Raw genomic sequence first — 17,274 nt, 5'->3', positions numbered from 1 at the left:
GGCCTAACGCACGTTCAGCAGCTCCTTGATCGGGTCGAGCGCGAAGTACAGCACGAACAGGGCCGCGATCAGCCACATGAGCGGGTGGATCTCGTCGAAGCGGCGCCGGGCCGCCTTGATGGCCACATAGCTGATGAAGCCCGCCCCGATGCCGACAGTGATCGAGTACGCGAACGGCATCAGCACGATCGTGAGGAACGCCGGGATCGCTATGTCGTAGTCGTTCAGGTCGATGTGCCTGATCTGCGTCATCATCAGGAAGCCGACCACCACCAGTGCCGGTGTGGCCGCCTCGAACGGCACGATCGTGACCAGCGGTGCGAAGAACATCGCGACCAGGAACAGCCCGCCGGTCACCACGCTCGCCAGCCCGGTCCGCGCGCCCTCCGCCACGCCCGCGGCCGACTCGATGTAGGTGGTGTTGGACGAGGTCGACGCCGCGCCGCCGGCCGCCGCCCCGACCGAGTCGATCAGCAGGACGTTGCGGATGCCGGGCAGCTCGCCCTTCTCGTCGAGCAGCTCGGCCTCCTTGCCGACGCCGACGACCGTGCCCATGGTGTCGAAGAAGTCGGCCAGCATCACCGTGAAGATGAACAGGATCGCCGCCGTGACCCCGGCCCGCTCGAAGCTCCCGAAGAGGCTGAAGTCACCGATCAGGCTCAGGTCCGGGGTGCCGACGATCTTGTCCGGCAGTTTCGGCACGTTCAGCTGCCAGCCGTCCGGGTTGATCACCGGCTTCCCGTCCGGTCCGGGCCCCTTGTTGAACGGCCCGGCCTTGACCAGTGCCTCCACCACGATGGCGACGACCGTCGTTGCCAAGATCCCGATCAGGATCGCCCCGCGCACCTTCCGCGCCACCAGCAGCACGGTCAGTATCAGCCCGAACGCGAAGACCAGTGTCGGCCAGCCGGACAGGCTGCCCGTCGCCCCCAGTTGCAGCGGCACCGTGGCCTCACCGACGGCGCCCGGGATGCGCCGCACGAACCCGGCGTCCACAAACCCGATCAACGCGATGAACAAGCCGATGCCGACCGCGATCGCCGTCTTCAGCCCCGCCGGGATCGCGCGGAACACCGCCACCCGGAAGCCGGTCAGCACCAGCACGGTGATGATCAGGCCTTCGAGGACGATGATGCCCATCGCGTCCTCCCACGACATGCCGCTGGCGATGCTGTACGCGAGCAGCGCGTTCAGCCCCAGCCCGGCCGCCATCGCGAACGGATAGCGGCCGATCACGCCCATGGCCAGCGTCAGCAGCCCCGCCACCAGCGCCGTCGCCGCCGCCACCAGCGCGATGCTCCCCCCGGGCGTGGTCAGGTCGCCGAGGAACTGCTTGTCCGCATCGGCGACGGTCCCAATGATCAGCGGATTGAGAACGACGATGTAGGCCATCGTGAAGAACGTGGCCAGCCCGCCCCGCACCTCCCGGCCCACGGTGGAGCCGCGCTCGGAGATCTTGAAGTACCGGTCGAGTGGACTGGCCTGCCGTTCGACTGCGTCATCGGTAGTGCTCATGCGCGCACCGTGACAGAAACACGGCCGACCGAAAAGACCTCAATCAGTAAAGAACTCTCCACCGCGGACCATCGTTACGAGCGTGAAACCGGGCGTGCGGCCGAGCGAAACATGGGCGCCGCAGAGGGTGTGATCCAGATCTCTGGAGCCCGCCGTTTAGGCTGATCGTATGACCCCTGCCCGCCGCCCCGATCCGCCGCCGCTGGAGACCGACGACGTGCGCATCGCCCTGGCCGGGACCGTCGCCTGGGCGATCGCCCTGGTCGTCCTCCTGATCACCGGGGCCGACCGCTGGTGGCTCTGGGTCTGCGTCACCGGCATCGCCATCGGCCTCTTCGCCATCTGGTACGTCCCCCGCCTCCAGTCGGGCCGCGCCCGCCAAGAGGCCGCCCGAGCCGCCCACCGGGACCCCACCGACCCGGAATGACCTGGAGTGACCCTCGCTCGGCCAGATCAGGGGGTGTGCCAGATCAGGGGGTGTGGAGGTCTGATTCGGCTTGGAGAGTGGGGAGGGCGTGCGGTTCGCGGAGGACGGCTTCCAGGAAGAAGCGGTCCTCCCAGCGCCCGCAGGACCAGGCGAGAGCGCGGGCCAGGCCTGCCGGGCCGCACGCATGGATCACGCCGTCCTCGTACCACCAGGAGACGGGCTGGCCGTTCACCAGGAGGCTGACGTAGGCCATGTAGGTCTCGGGGGCGTCCGGTAGCACGGCGCGTGCTTCATCCGGGACAAGGTATGTCTCGCCGGACGACCCCACTACGCCCGAGATCTCCTCGCTCGCGACCGGCAGGTCCAGCAGCTCGGCCAGGCGCTCGTGCCGCCCGTACGCGGCGATGATCAGCGGCTGCCCCACCAGCAGAGGTAGCAGGTCGGGACGGTCGAGGACCAGCGCGTCGGGCGCCTCGGCGACCTCCACCTCACCGTCCACGACGGCGCGCACCCGCTCCGGCGGCCGCACCCGCACGTCCTCGGGGAGATCGGCCAGCGCAGTCCACAGGGGGCCCAGCCGGTCACGTGCGACGGTGCGAGACGGGTCGCCCATGCGGTCCAGGAGTTCCTGAGCACCGCCAGGCTCCGCCAGCAGCTCGGCGAGCGACGTGCGCACGCCCAGCGCCAGCAGGACCTCGCGGTCAAGATCGCCGGACACCACCTCGTACAGCCCGGCCAGCTCATCCGAACCAGAGGCGAAGCGCAGCTCGCCAGGCCGCTGCCCGTTCAGGACCGGATGCCGGCCAAGCCACCAGGCCGTGTACGAGGGCACCGACACGCGACGGCCGTCGGCGAGCGTCACATGTGCGGGCTCGACCAGCGCGGCGCGCCACGGCGGCCGGGCGAGGGATCGGAGCGCGGCGTCCCAGTCGGCGACGAGCTCGAGGTCGCGGACGGCCCGGAACTCCGGCACCAGCGGCGGCAGGTCCTGGAACCCGAGCCGCTCCAGCACCTCGTCCGCCCAGAGGTCCTCGCCGTCGAGGTCGAAAGACTCCGCCAGATCGGCGAGGGCGGGCAGGTTGACGTCCTCACCGTGGACCAGGGCGAAGCCGTTGAGCACGCCGACGGCCTCAAGGGGCTCGGCGCCCCAGCGTTCCACCAGCTCGGCCGCCACCACGCCGAACGGCGCGTCGTCGGCCATGATGTCGCGCAGCGGGCTGCCGGGCAGGAGGAGCTCCCCGGCCGGGTAGAGGTCGCCGTCGTCGCCCGGCAGTGCGAGCTCGGCGAGCCAGGGTTCCGTGCCGGGATCGAGGTGGGCTGCCGCCGCCAGGCCGAGCACCGCCTCCGCGACCCGATCCGGGTCGTCCGCGTCGAACGAGCCCTCAACCGCTGCCCGAACGGCCGGATCGGCGAGCACCGTCCGCGGACCGGCCTCCACCGCGCCGAGCCTCAGCAGCAGCGGGTGCTCGGCCGCCGGGTGGACGAACCGCAGCCCGAGGGCGTCGAGGCTCACCGGGTCGATGCCGTCGGTGGCGACCAGCAGCCCGCGCGGCCCGCGGACCATCCGGGCGCCGTGCTCTCTGAACGGATCGGGCTCGCCTGCCAGCGGCACCGGCAAGGCTCCGAGGGAGTCGGTGGACGCACCCGTGAACGCCTCGTACAACCGCCGCCACCATCCGGGCTCCCGGTCGAGCGCGGCCAGTTCGTCAACGACGTCCGCGAGCTCCATGCGGCGAACGCCGAGCGCGGTGAGCGCCTGGTGCCGAACGGGCCATCCGGCGGGCAGGAGACCCGGCACCACGACCTCGGTGCCGTCCGGCCCGCCCGCAAGCAGGTCGATCAGCGCCGACGGCCCGTCGACCGCCACCGCGTCCCGTCCCCTTCGGTAACTGGTGGGGACGACACCGCCGTCCGGAGCCGCGGCCGTCGGCAGCAGCGGAGTCTCGGGGAGGCGGGCCAGGATGGCCCGGCGGATCGCGGCGTCGAACTCCCCCGCGCCGATCGGGCCAGGGATGAGATCGAGTAGGCGCGGCGTCGCCGGCACGCCCCGCAGCAGTTGTACGTAGGCCTCGGCGGCCCGTTCCACCAGGAAGCTGGTGAGCGGCCCGGGTGCGACGTGACGGCGGTCGGGGGCGAGCGGGAACGAGGCGATCAGCAGGGCCGGAAGGTCGAGCCGTTCGTCACTCGGCGTCGGAGCGTGCAGGACCGCGGGCATGCCTGCGGGGAGCCCCCCGGACTCGGGCATCGCCCAGCGCACCTGCCAGGTCGGCCGGGCGCGCTCCTCGGTGGGACGGTCGGCCAGGAGCTCAGCCGGGATCGAGCCATGGGCCTCGACCGTCCGCCAGGACACCTTGTCGATCATCGCGGTGCCGGGAGTGCCGTGATCGGCGGTCAGCGTGCGGAGGCGCGTCCCGTCAACGTCGAGCTCGATCTCTTCAAGGGCCGGCAGCGCCAGCATGAGGGCGGGGCCGACCTGATCGAGCTGATCCCGTACGAGGGCCTCAGCCGCGGCGTCGCGCAGCGGCAGCCGTACGACCGTCGTGGCGCCCTCAGGAATGGGCGGCTGCGGATCGGCGAGCGGAAAGGGCAGACGGAGCAGGGGTACGTGGCCACCCCGGCGGTCGAGCTCCTCCGCGAGCGCGGGGATCCGCGCCACCAGCTCGCGTGCCCGGTCGGCCGACCATTCGACGCCGGCGATCGAGGGGTTGTCGCTCACCGCGACCACGGCGGCGAACCCGACCCCGAACCGCCCCACGGCGCCCGCGTCGTCCCGTTTTGCCGACGCGCGCAAGGTGGACAGCGCCTCGACTCCGGCGGCGTCGAGCGGGGCCCCGTTGTTGGCGGCGAGCAGGACGCCGTCCCGCAGGCTCAGCCGGAGCCGCCCCGGCACCCCGGCCCGAGTGGCGGCATCAGCGGCGTTCTGCGCCAGCTCGACGATGACACGGTCGCGGTAGCCGCCGAGCGCGTAATCCTCTTCGGCGTTGGCGTCTTCACGGAACCGCGCGGGCGACTCCGCCCAGGCGCGGAGCACCCGTTCACGAAGAGCCCCGGTCGCGAACGGATCAGCCCCGGCAACCTCACCCGCATCCACGCCCTCATCCGCATCCGCGCCCGCGTCCACATCCGCGCCCGCGCCCGCGCTAATGCCGACGCCGACTCCGACGCCATCGCGAAAGACGTCCACTCGATCCGACGGTTCAGTCATCCGCCCGTTCACCCATCCGTCTGCACGACATCGAGGACACCGTACGAGTGGATCAACTGTGGCCGAGTGCCTCTTCGGCCTCGGTGTCCAGCGTGGCGGTGTCCAGCGTGGCGGCGGCCTGCGAGGGCATGAGGTCGTACCCCAGTTCGTCGATCACCGGCGGGTTGTGCTCGGAGGCGGCCGGCAGGTTGACCGCCTCGGAGTGCGCACCGCACCCGTGGTCGGCGGAGACCACCCGGCCGTCGTCAGGGGCGTACTCGTTCGCGCAGACGCCGAAGATCTGCCGCAGCTCACCCGCGAGCGGCACGTAGAAGCCACAGGTCGAGCACTGCGCCGGGGCCGATGAGGCGATCGGGGCGCGCGGGCCCGCCACTCCCTCGTACCAGCGGCTCGCGGCCTCGTCGCGCCCCTCCTGGGACAACACGCGAGGCCGGCCGAGGCCGAGCTCCCACCCGAGCTGCGGGTCGGCCGAGTCGGTGACCTGCGTGAATCCGGGCGCCAGCCGGACGTCGTCGGGAGCCGTGGGCAGCAGATCTCCAGGGCCGAGGTCACCGGGGCGCAGGCGTTCGAGCCACGGCACCCACGGCGGCGCGAGCAGCGCGTCATCGCCGGGCAGCAGGACACATTCGTCGACCGTGACGACCTTGGCGCGGGAGGCGCGAGTCACGGTGACAGCCCAGCGCCAGCCTCGGTAGGCCGGGTCCAGGCAGTCGAAGTAGTGCGTGACCAGCCGGTCACCCTCGGCCCGTACACCCAGGTGTTCGCCGACGGGAATGGGCCGCGAGGTCTCCACCGCGGCCTCCCGAGCAAGATCGATGGCCTCCGCGCAGGCGGCGTCGACGGCCGGCGGACGGGTTCGCCGGGCGGACCCGGTGGTGGACGAACGCGCGGGGCTGGACTGACGAAGTGGGCTCACATCTCAATTCTCGCTCATGGAATGACGTGGCCGCGCACGGACGCACACGTCCGTGCGTCCGCGCGTCCATGCGGACGCACGCGCGCGGTCCGAGGTTGGGTTCGCCGAGGCCCGGGTAAACGTCATTCCTGGCCCAGTCCTGGCCCGGGTGGGGGGTGAAGACGGGGCCTTCCGGGGTGAAGATGGTTCAGGACGTTCCCACAGAGAGTGACGAGGCAGACCGGACTGGGGGACAAGCCGCATGGGTTTCCGGGAGGGCGTGGACGCGACGGCGCGCGGTGCGGGCACGGCCGCGCGCGGCGCCGGCCGGGCTGCCCGGCGGGTCGGCGATGCCGCCCGGTCCACCGGCAGGCTCACCCGCCGTGCCACGCACGCTGGCGGCGCGGGCCGCAGCGGCCTCGGCAGCCTCATCGAGGCGGCCGCCGTCAACTCCACCGGCGACGCCCTCGTCGCGGTGGCCCTGGCCGGCACGTTGTTCTTCGGCCTGGACGTCACCGAGGCGCGCGGCCAGGTGGCCCTCTACCTGCTGGTCACGATGGCCCCGTTCGCCTTCGTCGCGCCCCTCATCGGCCCGGCGCTCGACCGGATGCGGCACGCCCGGCGGTACGCGATCGCGGGGACCTTCGTGGCCCGCGGCCTGCTGTGCTGGGGCATGGCGGGAGCGGTCTCCAACAACGACGCGGTGACCTTCCTGCCCGCCGCGTTCGGCGTGCTCGTGTTGTCCAAGTCGTTCGGCGTGCTCCGCGCGGCTGTCACACCGCGGGTCCTGCCCGACGAGATCACGCTGGTCACCGCCAACGCGCGCGCCTCGTTCACCGGGCTCATCGCGGCCTCCATCGCCGCTCCGGTGGCGGCGGGCCTCGCCGTGCTCATCGGCCCTGGCTGGCTGCTCCGCATCGCCATGCTGGTCTTCCTGGCAGGCGTGTTCTTCAGCATGCGCCTCCCGGCCCACGTCGACACCCCCGAAACGGCGCCGGCCCCCGTCCCAGAGGACTCGCCGCCTGCGAAGAAACGCCGCTGGCGGACGTTCCCCCGCGTGGGCCCGGTCGTGGCCGAGGCGATGGAGGCGAACGCGATCCTGCGGGCCTTCTCGGGCTTCCTCATCCTCTACCTGGCGTTCCTGCTGCGTCAGGAGCGCTTTGACCAGGTCTCGGCGAACGTGGCGCTGGGTCTCCTGGCGGCGGCCGCCGGAGCCGGCGGTCTGGCGGGTACGGCCCTGGGCGCCTGGATGAAGGCTCGAGCACCCCGGATCATCGTCTTCGCCACCCTCGCGTTCGTCACCGCCGTCACCGCGATCAGCGCCGCCTTCTTCGGCCTCTTGGCGGCCCTGGCGGTCGCCCTCGCCGCGGGGCTCGGCCAGTCGCTCGGCAAGCTGTCCCTGGACGCCGTCGTGCAGCGTGAGATCGGCGAGGAGGTCCGTTCCTCCACGTTCGCCGTCTCCGAGACCCTGCACCAGCTCGTCTGGGTCATCGGCGGCCTACTGGGCCTCGGCATGTCGATCGTCGCCGACGGCCGCCTGGCACTCGCGATCGTCGCCGGTGTCCTGACCCTGGCCTTCGGCGCCCTGCTGGTCCACCGCACCGGCGGCCACCCCCTGCGCCCTCGCCTCAACCTGGACGACACGCCGGGCACCCCGGCCCGCCGGACCTCCTGACCCCGCCGAGAAGGTGCCTCAGGAGAGGAGGTCGTCTGCGACCGCGCGGAGCACGGTGGCGATCTTCTTCGCCTCGGCGGGCGCCGGATGCTTGCCACGGCGGTAGGTGTTGGAGATCCCATCGAGCAGCTTGATGAGATCCTCGGTGATCAGCACCATCTCGTCGGGCTTCTTGCGGCGGGCCTTGGCCACGGCCTTCTCGACCGAGGGCAGGGTGTCGAGCGTGCGCACCTGGAGCGCCTGCTGGCCACGCCGGCCCTCGACCACGCCGAACTCGACGCGCTGCCCCGGCTTGAGCGCCGTCACGCCGCCGGGGAGCGCAGAAGAGTGCACGAAGACCTCACCGCCGTCATCGCGGGTGAGGAAGCCGAAACCCTTGTCGGCGTCGTACCACTTGACCTTGCCAGTCGGCACGGGGGACCTCGTTCAACTCTCGTCCTGGATTGGCCCCAAGATTAGCGCCCGGCCGCGAGGCGATGAACACACGAGCGACGGCTGGAGACAGCTGCGAGCCAACGGACAGAAGCTACAGGTGACCGGCCGCCATGGCATCCGGATATTCGGCCGGAACGGATCATCGCAGGAAGATTGCAGGCAGAGGCCACTATCGGCCGTCATCGCCCGATCGGTAACCCCGACCGGCAACGGAGAACCCGCCGAGCCATCCGGGGAACGCCAGCAGATCGGGAAGCACGATGTCGGCGCCGTAAGCCGTCAAGGCCGCACTATCGAACGAGCCGGTGGCCACGCCGACCGCCACCGCGGCGGCGGCGCGGGCGGCGTCCACGTCACCGGTGTGGTCGCCGACGTACGCGCCGGCCCCAAAACGGCGCAGCGCCTGGCCCTTGTCGGCGCCGAACACCCCGCCCACAACCTCGTCGACCTCCAGGCCGAGGAAACGCACGGTCCGTTCGGTGTCCTTCTGGTTCTTGCCGGAGACCACGATCGTCCGCCCGCCCCGCGCCCGGACGGCGTCGATCGCCGCGACGGCGCCCGGCATCACCACGGTCGCCGGGATCGCGATGTCCGCATACATCGCCCGGTAACGCTCGGCCATGGCCGCGACCTCACCGGGCGGGAACCAGTAGCCGAGCTCGGTCTCCAGCGGCGGGCCGATCCTGGTCACCACCAGCCGGGTGTCGATCGGAACGCCCGTCTCGGCGGCCAGGGCGTCGTACACGGCGCTGATGCCGGCGCGCGTGTCGGCCAAGGTCAGATCGAGGTCGAACCCCACCGCGACCGCGGGAACATCGGCACCGCGAGAATCTAGATCCAGCACGTCCCACAGGGTAAAGGGATAGGTATGACGGAGATGACACGGCTTCGGGCCCGAGCCCGGCGGTATGTCTCCGTCAATGTCTTCGTCTCCCCGATGTGGGGCCTGACCTGGACACGCACCCGCGCCCCCCTGGTAGTGGCGATGCGACGGGATCCGAGTAGGAGGGCGCGGGAATCTGTGCGCGTCACGGCCGTTCCAGTTTTGCGCGACCGGAACTGGTTCGCCCGGCCGCCCGAAACGGCGTTTCGTGTTCCGGATATACCCACCCCCGCAGCCGTAAACCGCGCTACCAGGAAAAACACGCAACCCGAAAATCCACCCCGGCCCCCGGGTTCCAACGACCCCAGCCCGGCTCACAGGGAGGCGTCATGGCAGATGACAACGATCGAACTCGAACCCCGGGCGAGACCAAGGTGGCCGGCTCCACAACCACCGGAACCTCCCACCGCGTACGGCGCCCCCGTGCCGAAGCCATGACGATGGTCCGCAGACGCGCCGTGAACGCGGTCGCCTGGTTCATCTCCCTCGTCACCACGGTCGTCGTGCTGATCCTCGCCGTGCACATCGTCTTCGTGGCGTTCGAGGCCAACACCGCCAACGATCTCGTCAACACGGTCGGCGACTGGGCGGACGACCTGGCCTGGCAGTTCAAGGACGTCTTCCAGCCCGACGACCACAAGGTCGAGGTAGCCGTCAACTACGGCCTTGCCGCCCTCGTCTACCTGATCGTCGGCCGCATCCTGACATCCCTGGTCCGCCGCCTCGCCTGATCAACCAGCCACCCCTGATCCATCAGCTGCCTCGGCTGACAACTGCCTCAGCCGGCTGCCTCAGCGGAGTTCGCGGCCGGGAAAGCGGACCGCCTTGAAGGGCCAGGCGGTGCTGACCCATTCGCGCGCGAACTCCTCCAGCTCCTTCTCCAGGGTCGGATCATCCTGGTCGGAGCGCACCCAGAACACCACGACCGCATCCGTGTCGGGCTCGTCGGAAGGGGCCACGTGAATGCGCCCCAGCTGGCGTTCCTCGTCCGGCGTGGTCACCACGTAGCTGAACGATCGCCGGAGCTGGCCCTCCTTCTGGAGCCAGGCCACGTCGATCAGAGCCTGCTCGAAAGTGAACTCCGATGCGGGCCACCCCCATTCGGGGCCGAACTGATCACGGAGGCGGTCCATGCTACCCACGATCGCGCCGTAGTCCTTGACCACGTCGTGCACGGTGATGGGACGGATCCGGAACCGCGGCCCGGCGACCAGGGTGGGGATCACGAAGTCCTCGGCGAGGAATTCAGGCATCGTCGATCCTTCCGGCAGCGCCCCTACGGCGACAGGGCACGGAGAAACGAACTCTAGTAGCCCGCCCGCCGGTGCGAGACAGATCACGAATTCGGGTGTGGCTCGCCTGGAGCACGGACACCTGGTCGAACATGCCTTAGTGTTCTTGCGGAGGAATTAAAGAACATGACGACATCTACGCGCGAGCGGATCGTGGCCGAATCGCTCCGGCTGTTCGCCGACCGGGGCTACGCTGCGACCTCGGTCGCGGAGATCGAGGCGGCCGCCGGACTGTCTCCCGGCGCGGGTGGCCTCTACCGCCACTTCCGTTCCAAGGAGGAAGTGCTCGCCTCGGCCATCCGCGAGCACATCGACCGTACCCGGCAGCAGGTCAACGAGGTACTGGACCACGCCGTCGCGTACGAGGACCGGCCGCTCGAAGTCCGGCTCAAGATGACCTGCCAGGCCGGCCTGGCGAAGATGCGCGAGGAGCAGGACCTGATCCGGGTGCTGTTCCGCGACCTCGACCAGTTCCCGCACCTGGTGGCCGAGATGCGCGAGGGGATCGTCAACCCGCTTTACGACGGCATCGCCACGTGGCTCTCCCAGCAGCCCGAATTCGAGCATGTGGACGAAGACTGGCCCGCCATCGCCTCCATCCTGGGCGGCGCCGTGGTTAACTACTGGCTGGCCAACGAGTCGATGTACGAGCCGCCGACCCGCATAGACGAAAAGCGCTTTGTGGCCAGCTGGGCCCGCCTGGGCCTAGGCCTGATCAACCTCGAAAAATCGCCCGCCGCTCCCGCCTGAACGGGCGCCCGCCGCTTCCGCCTGAACGAGCGCCCGTGCATTCAGCCGGTTCTTCTTCGGCGGAACAACGAGCGCCAGCTTGTGCGCAACGCGGTCATAACGCGAGCGAACGGACTGCGGCTGCTCTCCTTTCGTAGCTCGCGACGCAGCCGAGCAGCGCCGGAGGGGCTCCAGGTGAAGCGGCGGGTCGTCCGGCCACCGCGGCGGACGGTGCGTACCGGGGCGCGCGGCCTGCGCGGCGGGTGTCCCGACCGTGCCGAGGCCTCGTCCTCGGAGTCCTGCTCCAGGGGGCTGACCTGGCCGTCCCCCGCGGCCGCCGAGGCCGTCGCCGCGCGGAGCTCGTCCAGCCGGCGCCGCTCCCTCGCCACCAGGAACTTCGGATCACCGAACTGCTCGAGGACCTGCCGAACCTGCCTGGGATCATTGCTGCCGCGCCGATGTTCTTCGATCCGCCGGCGCAGCCGGTTGCAGAAGTCGAGCCGTTCCGGCGAGCTGAGTTCGCCATGGGCGGCGTCGGCGACCCTCCCGAGATACTCAAGGATCAACTGCTCGGCAACCTCGGTCATACCGCCACCTCGCTCCGGCAGTGCGCCCAGGGAGGCCCCCCGCCTCCTACGCTGATAGTGCCCGCCGAAGCATTGGGCACGCCACATTAAGTTTGGAGCGGGATGGACACGTACGCGGACTGGTTGCGCGCACGCAGCGATGACGAGCTGCGTGCGCTCCTGTCCGCCCGGCCAGAACTGGTCGCGCCCGTTCCCGCCGACCTCACCGCTCTCGCCGCCCGTGCCGCCACGCCCGCCGCGATCTCCCGTGCCCTCGATCGGCTCGACCGTTTTTCGCTGGCCGTTCTCGAGGCCCTGCTGGTGCAGTCCAGCACGTCCAAGCCAACGAGTGCACCGCCAACGGGTGCACCGGCGCGGAAGTCCACGCTCCGTCGATCGGCACTGCCAGCCGCCCTGAGCGCACTGCCGGCCGCCCTTAACGCCACACCTCAGGAAACAGAGGCAGCCCTGGAACGCCTGCGCCGATTCGGCTTGGCTTGGGGGAACGGGACGGCCACCCCGGCTCCCGGCGTCCGGCAGGCGCTGCCGCATCCGGCCGGTCTGGGCCCGCCGGTCCAGGAGGTCTTCGCCGGCTATCCACTCGAACGCCTCACCACGCTGGTCACGGACCTGGAGGGCGAGGAGCCGCGTGGCTTCGCGGACGCCGCCCGGCTCCTGCAGCGCCTGGCGACGATCCTGGCCGATCCCGAGCCCCTGATCGCCGACGCCGGCCCGGAGGCCCGGGCGGCCCTGGAGCAGCTCGCCTGGGGACCCCCGGTCGGCCGCGTCAGCGACGCCCGCCGTCCGGTGCGGGTGAAGACCGCCGAGACCCCCATCGAACGCCTGCTGGCCCGCGGTCTCCTTGCCGCCGAGGACGACCGCACGGTGACCCTTCCCCGGGAGGTCGCCCTCCATCTGCGCGGCGGCCGTCTCTTCCGCGACGTCAGCCCGCAGGCGCCCCCGCTGACCGGACACTCCGCCGCCAGACGGCCGGAAGATCTCGCGGTACGGACCGCCGCGGGCGAGGCGTTCACCGCCGTCCGCCAGACCGAGGAGCTCCTCGAACGCTGGGGCATCGAGCCGCCCGCCGTGCTGCGCAGCGGCGGGCTGGCGGTGCGCGACCTGCGTGCCGCCGCCACGCTGCTGGACGTCGAGCAATGGCGGGCGGCGCTCCTGGCCGAGGTCGCCTACGCGGCGGGCCTGCTGACCCGCAGCGGGGATCTGGACGGCGAATGGCTGCCGACCCCCGCGTACGACCTGTGGCTCCTGCGCGACATCCCCGGCCGCTGGACCGAGCTGGCACGCGGCTGGCTGCGCACCGACCGCGCCGCGGGACTCGCCGGTGAACGCGACGACCGCGACCGGCTGATCAACGCGCTCAGCGAGGGGATGGTGCGAGGCGGCGCCCCCGCCCTCCGCCGCCTGACGCTCGAAGTCCTGGCTGAGGCGGCCGGCGAGGCCCCCGCCGCGGAGGCCATCAGTACACGCATGACATGGCTCCAGCCCCGCCGCAGCGGGCCTCTCCGGGACCGCCTGGTCGGCTGGACACTGCGCGAGGCCGCCGCACTGGGCCTCACAGGCTTCGGCCAGGTCGTCCCGTACGCCCGTGATCTCCTCGACGGCGGCGACCCCGAGCCGCGCCTCGAGAAATACCTCCCGACTCCGGTCGATCAGGTCCTCATCCAGGCGGACCTGACCGCCGTCGCCCCGGGCCCCCTTGTCTCCGACCTGGCTCGCGAGCTCGCGCTCTGCGCCGACGTCGAGTCGACCGGCGGCGCCACGGTCTACCGGTTCACCCCCGAATCGATCCGGCGCGCTCTGGACGCGGGCCGGACGGGTGCCGACCTGCTCGATTTTCTGACCCGGCACTCGGCGACGCCGCTCCCGCAGCCCCTCACGTACCTGATCGAGGACGTGGCCCGGCGCCACGGCCATGTCCGCGTCGGCAGCCTCAGTTCGTACGTCCGCACCGACTCCCCCGCCACCCTGGACGAGATCCTGGCCGACCGCCGCTCCGGCACCCTGCGCCTGTTCCGGCTGGCCCCAACCGTGCTCGCCTCGGCGGTGCCCCGCCAGGAACTCCTCGACGCCCTCCGCACGATGGGCCTGGCCCCGGTCGCCGAGGCCCCCGGCGGCGGTGTGATCGTGACCCGCCCGGACGCGCACCGCGCGGAACCGCTCCCGAGCACCGAGATCGTCCGGCTGCGCCCCGACGCCAGCGCCGACACCGCCATGATCTCCGCAGCCGTACGGGCGCTGCGCGCAGGCGACGAGGCCACCCGCCACGGTGCCGAGCAGGCCCGCCTGCGCGCCGAGACCCCGTCCGGCGAGCCGCCCCGTTCCCCCTCCATGGCCACCATCGAGCTACTCCGAGACGCGGCCGAACGTGGCGCCCGCATGTGGATCGGCTACCTGGACCAGCAAGGCCAGGCCTCCAGCCGGATCGTCGAGCCCGTGAGAGTCGAAGGCGGCTTCCTCACCGGCTATGACGCCACCCGAGCCGCAGTCCAGCGCTTCGCCCTCCACCGCATTACCGGCGTAGCCGAAGTAGACCCCGCCGGCCCGACCCCGAACGAATAGGGTTCTAAATCTTGCTGTAGTCGCGGGTCAGCCAGCGTTCAGGGCGCACGCGAACGACGACCATGGTGTGGGCGACGTCCTTGGTGGATTCCAAGTACTGGGCGGCGCCTTCGGGGCCGAGGTAGCGCTCGGCAAGAGTCCGGCGTTCTTCCGGGTGAGCTTGCTCGACGGCGGTGACGGCGCCCTCCACGGTGACGTATCCGTAAGGCATCTGCTCGTTCTGGACCGCCAGACTGACCCGGCCGGCTTTGCGGATCAGGGACATCTTGCGGCTGTCCTGGCCGGTGACGAACGAGACCTCGCCCCCGGGCTCGTACAGGTACCAGACAGGCATGGCCAGCGGCGCCCGGCCTTCCTCCGCGGTGACGCTGAGGATCCCCACGTGCAGGTCTGCCAGGAAGCGCTCCCGCTCGGCCGCGGTCATCGCCAGAGTCATGATCGATCTCCTCGCTCCCGGGATCAGGTCCTGATCAAGAATGCCCGAGACCGGTCACCGAGAACAGGAACCAACAGATAGCCTCCTCAGTCCAATGAAATGAGACACCGGGCGAGTAGCGTGCGATTCATGTGGGATTCACGCGGGGCAGACCCGGTCCAATCGGCGCGGGGAGGTTGCCGGTGAGCGGCTACGGAGGGCAACCGCCGGGGTGGAACGACCCGTACGGGCAGCCGCAGAACCCATACGGGCAGGGCGGGGCAGGGCAGTCCGGCTGGGATCCCTACGGGCAGTACGGCCAGCCGCCAGGGGGCTCGTACGGCTATGGCCCGCCCGGCGTGCACGGGCCACCTGCCAGCCAGGGCTCGGCCATCGGCGCCCTCATCGCCAATATCATCGTCACCCTGTTCTGCTGCGGCGTGTTCGGGATCGCCGGGATCGTCACGTCCGCCATGGCCATGTCCAAGGTCCACACCGACCCCAATTCCGCGCGCAAGCTCATCACCTGGAGCTGGGTGATCTTCGGCGTCTCCCTCGTGGTCGGCCTGATCATTATGGTGGTCTACGTCGCGGTGCTCTACGAGGCCGGCTCTTCGAACAGCGACATCTGATCCGCTGAGGTGGAGCGGGGCTCAGGAAGGGCCCGGGAAGGGGCCTGGGAAGCCTGGGGAAGGGCCTGGGAGGGCTCGGGAAGGGGCCTGGGAGGGCTCGGGAAGAGAAGGCGGACCGCGGCTGTTGGAGTTCAGGCCGGGCCACTCGGCCGAGGGCCGGTGCTGCGAGGCTGCGCTCAGGTACCGTGCAGCAGGCGCACACCATCTTCCAATCCCAACCGGGGGTTCCTTCCTGTGACCGACGGTCCGCTCATCGTCCAGTCCGACAAGACCCTGCTCCTCGAGGTCGACCACGAGCTGGCCGACGCGTGCCGCAAGGAGATCGCCCCGTTCGCCGAGCTGGAGCGGGCCCCCGAGCACATCCATACCTACCGCGTGACCCCGCTCGCTCTCTGGAACGCCCGCGCCGCCGGGCATGACGCCGAGCAGGTGGTCGACACGCTGCTCAAGTTCTCCCGTTACCCCGTGCCGCACGCGCTGCTGGTCGACGTGGCCGACACGATGGCGCGGTACGGGCGGCTGCGGCTGGAGAAGCACCCCACGTTCGGTCTCGTCCTCTCCTCCACCGACCGCTCGGTCCTGGAGGAGGTCCTGCGCGCCAAGAAGATCAAGGGCATGCTCGGCGACCGGGTCGGCGACGACGCCGTGGCCGTGCACCCGAGCGAACGCGGCGCGCTGAAGCAGGCGCTGCTCAAGCTGGGCTGGCCCGCGGAGGACGCGGCCGGGTACGTGGACGGCGAGGCGCACCCGATCTCGCTGGAAGAGGACGGCTGGGTCCTCCGCTCGTACCAGAAGGAAGCCTCGGAGGCCTTCTGGCACGGCGGGTCCGGAGTCGTGGTCCTCCCCTGTGGCGCAGGCAAGACCATCGTCGGCGCGGCCGCCATGGCCCAGGCGCAGGCCACCACGCTGATCCTGGTCACCAACACGGTGTCGGCGCATCAGTGGAAGCAGGAGCTGATCAAGCGCACGTCGCTGACCGAGGACGAGATCGGCGAGTACAGCGGTACGAAGAAGCAGATCCGGCCGGTCACGATCGCCACGTACCAGATCATGACGACTCGCCGGAAGGGCGCGTACTCGCATCTGGAGCTGTTCGACGCCCGCGACTGGGGCCTGGTCGTCTACGACGAGGTGCACCTGCTGCCCGCGCCGATCTTCCGCATGACCGCCGACCTCCAGGCCCGGCGCCGGCTGGGCCTCACGGCGACGCTCGTACGTGAGGACGGGCGCGAGGGCGATGTGTTCTCGCTCATCGGCCCGAAGCGGTACGACGCGCCTTGGAAGGACATGGAGTCGCAAGGCTGGATCGCCCCGGCCGACTGTGTCGAGGTACGGGTGACTTTGACCGACTCCGAGCGACTCGCATACGCGACGGCGGAGCCGGAGGAGCGCTACCGCTTCTGTGCGACGACCGACACCAAGACCAAGCTCATCCAGGCCCTCGTGGACCGGCACCGCGGCGAGCCGACCCTTGTCATCGGGCAGTACATCGACCAGCTGGACGAGCTCGGCGAACTGCTGGACGCCCCGGTCATCAAGGGCGAGACGCGTGTACGAGAGCGCGAACGGCTCTTCGACGCCTTCCGGTCGGGAGAGATCGACGTCCTGGTTGTGTCAAAGGTCGCCAACTTCTCGATCGACTTGCCGGAGGCCTCCGTCGCCGTCCAGGTCTCGGGAGCGTATGGATCACGGCAGGAAGAGGCCCAGAGGCTCGGGCGGCTGCTGCGCCCGAAGGCTTCCGGGCACGGAGCCCGCTTCTACGCCGTCGTGGCCCGGGACACCCTGGACCAGGACTACGCCGCCCACCGCCAGCGCTTCCTGGCCGAACAGGGCTATGCCTACCGCATCGTCGACGCCGACGCCGTCCTGGCAGGCGACGACATCTAAAACGGCCGCATAAATGAGAAAGGCCCCGCCGTGAGGCGGGGCCTTTCTAATATGTGTCCGGCGGTGTCCTACTCTCCCACACAGTCTCCCGTGCAGTACCATCGGCGCTGAAGGGCTTAACTTCCGGGTTCGGGATGG

15 protein-coding genes and 1 rRNA gene are annotated in these 17,274 nt (G+C 70.5%); 7 read left to right on the top strand and 9 right to left on the bottom strand.

All coding sequences use genetic code 11. From position 1 onward, the window contains the following. Nucleotides 1–3: 3 nt before the first annotated feature. Nucleotides 4–1,515, bottom strand: coding sequence for an NCS2 family permease (locus ACH34W_RS43685; protein ID WP_395967118.1), 1,512 nt, complete (start codon nucleotides 1,513–1,515; stop codon nucleotides 4–6). A 169-nt stretch (nucleotides 1,516–1,684) separates the two neighbouring features. Between ACH34W_RS43685 and ACH34W_RS43680 the strand changes: the two genes are divergently transcribed. Further along, nucleotides 1,685–1,942, top strand: coding sequence for a DUF2530 domain-containing protein (locus tag ACH34W_RS43680; RefSeq protein WP_395967117.1), 258 nt, complete (start codon nucleotides 1,685–1,687; stop codon nucleotides 1,940–1,942). A 43-nt stretch (nucleotides 1,943–1,985) separates the two neighbouring features. On the opposite strand, the gene ACH34W_RS43675 is transcribed toward ACH34W_RS43680, so the two are convergent. Next, complete coding sequence (locus ACH34W_RS43675; RefSeq protein ID WP_395967116.1) at nucleotides 1,986–5,147, bottom strand: sacsin N-terminal ATP-binding-like domain-containing protein; 3,162 nt, start codon at nucleotides 5,145–5,147, stop codon at nucleotides 1,986–1,988. A 52-nt stretch (nucleotides 5,148–5,199) separates the two neighbouring features. Continuing rightward, on the bottom strand, nucleotides 5,200–6,063 hold the full coding sequence (locus ACH34W_RS43670; RefSeq protein ID WP_395967115.1) for a DUF3027 domain-containing protein: 864 nt from the start codon (nucleotides 6,061–6,063) through the stop codon (nucleotides 5,200–5,202). A gap of 241 nt (nucleotides 6,064–6,304) precedes the next feature. Between ACH34W_RS43670 and ACH34W_RS43665 the strand changes: the two genes are divergently transcribed. Next, nucleotides 6,305–7,717 carry an MFS transporter gene (locus ACH34W_RS43665; protein ID WP_395967114.1) on the top strand — a complete coding sequence of 471 codons (1,413 nt, stop codon included), beginning with the start codon at nucleotides 6,305–6,307 and terminating at the stop codon, nucleotides 7,715–7,717. Between the two features lie 18 nt (nucleotides 7,718–7,735). Here the strand turns inward: ACH34W_RS43665 and ACH34W_RS43660 are convergent, their stop codons facing one another. Further along, nucleotides 7,736–8,131, bottom strand: a complete 396-nt coding sequence (locus ACH34W_RS43660) for a cold-shock protein (protein WP_395967113.1) — start codon at nucleotides 8,129–8,131, stop codon at nucleotides 7,736–7,738. Nucleotides 8,132–8,321: 190 nt separating this feature from the next. Then, the gene (locus ACH34W_RS43655; protein WP_395967112.1) at nucleotides 8,322–8,996 is read right to left on the bottom strand and encodes an HAD family hydrolase; all 675 of its coding nucleotides are present in this window, start codon (nucleotides 8,994–8,996) and stop codon (nucleotides 8,322–8,324) included. 368 nt (nucleotides 8,997–9,364) lie between these two features. Between ACH34W_RS43655 and ACH34W_RS43650 the strand changes: the two genes are divergently transcribed. Further along, complete coding sequence (locus ACH34W_RS43650; protein ID WP_395967111.1) at nucleotides 9,365–9,766, top strand: hypothetical protein; 402 nt, start codon at nucleotides 9,365–9,367, stop codon at nucleotides 9,764–9,766. Nucleotides 9,767–9,826: 60 nt separating this feature from the next. Here ACH34W_RS43650 and ACH34W_RS43645 read toward each other — a convergent pair whose 3' ends face one another. Beyond that, complete coding sequence (locus tag ACH34W_RS43645; protein WP_395967110.1) at nucleotides 9,827–10,288, bottom strand: GNAT family N-acetyltransferase; 462 nt, start codon at nucleotides 10,286–10,288, stop codon at nucleotides 9,827–9,829. A gap of 165 nt (nucleotides 10,289–10,453) precedes the next feature. Here ACH34W_RS43645 and ACH34W_RS43640 point away from each other — a divergent pair, with 165 nt between their 5' ends. Beyond that, nucleotides 10,454–11,077: a TetR/AcrR family transcriptional regulator gene (locus ACH34W_RS43640; RefSeq protein ID WP_395967109.1), complete on the top strand. Its 624-nt coding sequence runs from the start codon at nucleotides 10,454–10,456 to the stop codon at nucleotides 11,075–11,077. A 41-nt stretch (nucleotides 11,078–11,118) separates the two neighbouring features. Here the strand turns inward: ACH34W_RS43640 and ACH34W_RS43635 are convergent, their stop codons facing one another. Further along, nucleotides 11,119–11,643: a hypothetical protein gene (locus ACH34W_RS43635; protein WP_395967108.1), complete on the bottom strand. Its 525-nt coding sequence runs from the start codon at nucleotides 11,641–11,643 to the stop codon at nucleotides 11,119–11,121. A 102-nt stretch (nucleotides 11,644–11,745) separates the two neighbouring features. On the opposite strand from ACH34W_RS43635, the gene ACH34W_RS43630 reads away from it, so the two are divergent. Next, nucleotides 11,746–14,202, top strand: coding sequence for a helicase-associated domain-containing protein (locus ACH34W_RS43630; protein ID WP_395967107.1), 2,457 nt, complete (start codon nucleotides 11,746–11,748; stop codon nucleotides 14,200–14,202). Nucleotides 14,203–14,206: 4 nt separating this feature from the next. Here ACH34W_RS43630 and ACH34W_RS43625 read toward each other — a convergent pair whose 3' ends face one another. Next, nucleotides 14,207–14,638 (bottom strand): pyridoxamine 5'-phosphate oxidase family protein, encoded by a 432-nt coding sequence (locus ACH34W_RS43625; protein WP_395967106.1) that lies wholly within the window; start codon nucleotides 14,636–14,638, stop codon nucleotides 14,207–14,209. Between the two features lie 182 nt (nucleotides 14,639–14,820). On the opposite strand from ACH34W_RS43625, the gene ACH34W_RS43620 reads away from it, so the two are divergent. Both ACH34W_RS43620 and ACH34W_RS43615 read left to right on the top strand, forming a co-directional pair. Next, nucleotides 14,821–15,249 (top strand): hypothetical protein, encoded by a 429-nt coding sequence (locus ACH34W_RS43620; RefSeq protein ID WP_395967105.1) that lies wholly within the window; start codon nucleotides 14,821–14,823, stop codon nucleotides 15,247–15,249. A 234-nt stretch (nucleotides 15,250–15,483) separates the two neighbouring features. Next, complete coding sequence (locus ACH34W_RS43615; RefSeq protein ID WP_395967104.1) at nucleotides 15,484–17,136, top strand: DNA repair helicase XPB; 1,653 nt, start codon at nucleotides 15,484–15,486, stop codon at nucleotides 17,134–17,136. A gap of 55 nt (nucleotides 17,137–17,191) precedes the next feature. Here the strand turns inward: ACH34W_RS43615 and rrf are convergent. Continuing rightward, nucleotides 17,192–17,274: ribosomal RNA gene (gene rrf, locus ACH34W_RS43610) — 5S ribosomal RNA — on the bottom strand; the annotation flags it as partial.

It is taken from the genome of Actinomadura sp. 6N118, from assembly GCF_044326415.1.
In the GTDB taxonomy this organism is placed as follows: domain Bacteria; phylum Actinomycetota; class Actinomycetes; order Streptosporangiales; family Streptosporangiaceae; genus Spirillospora.
Note: the sequence above shows the minus strand (reverse complement) of the source record. Positions and strands in the feature narration are given on the sequence as shown.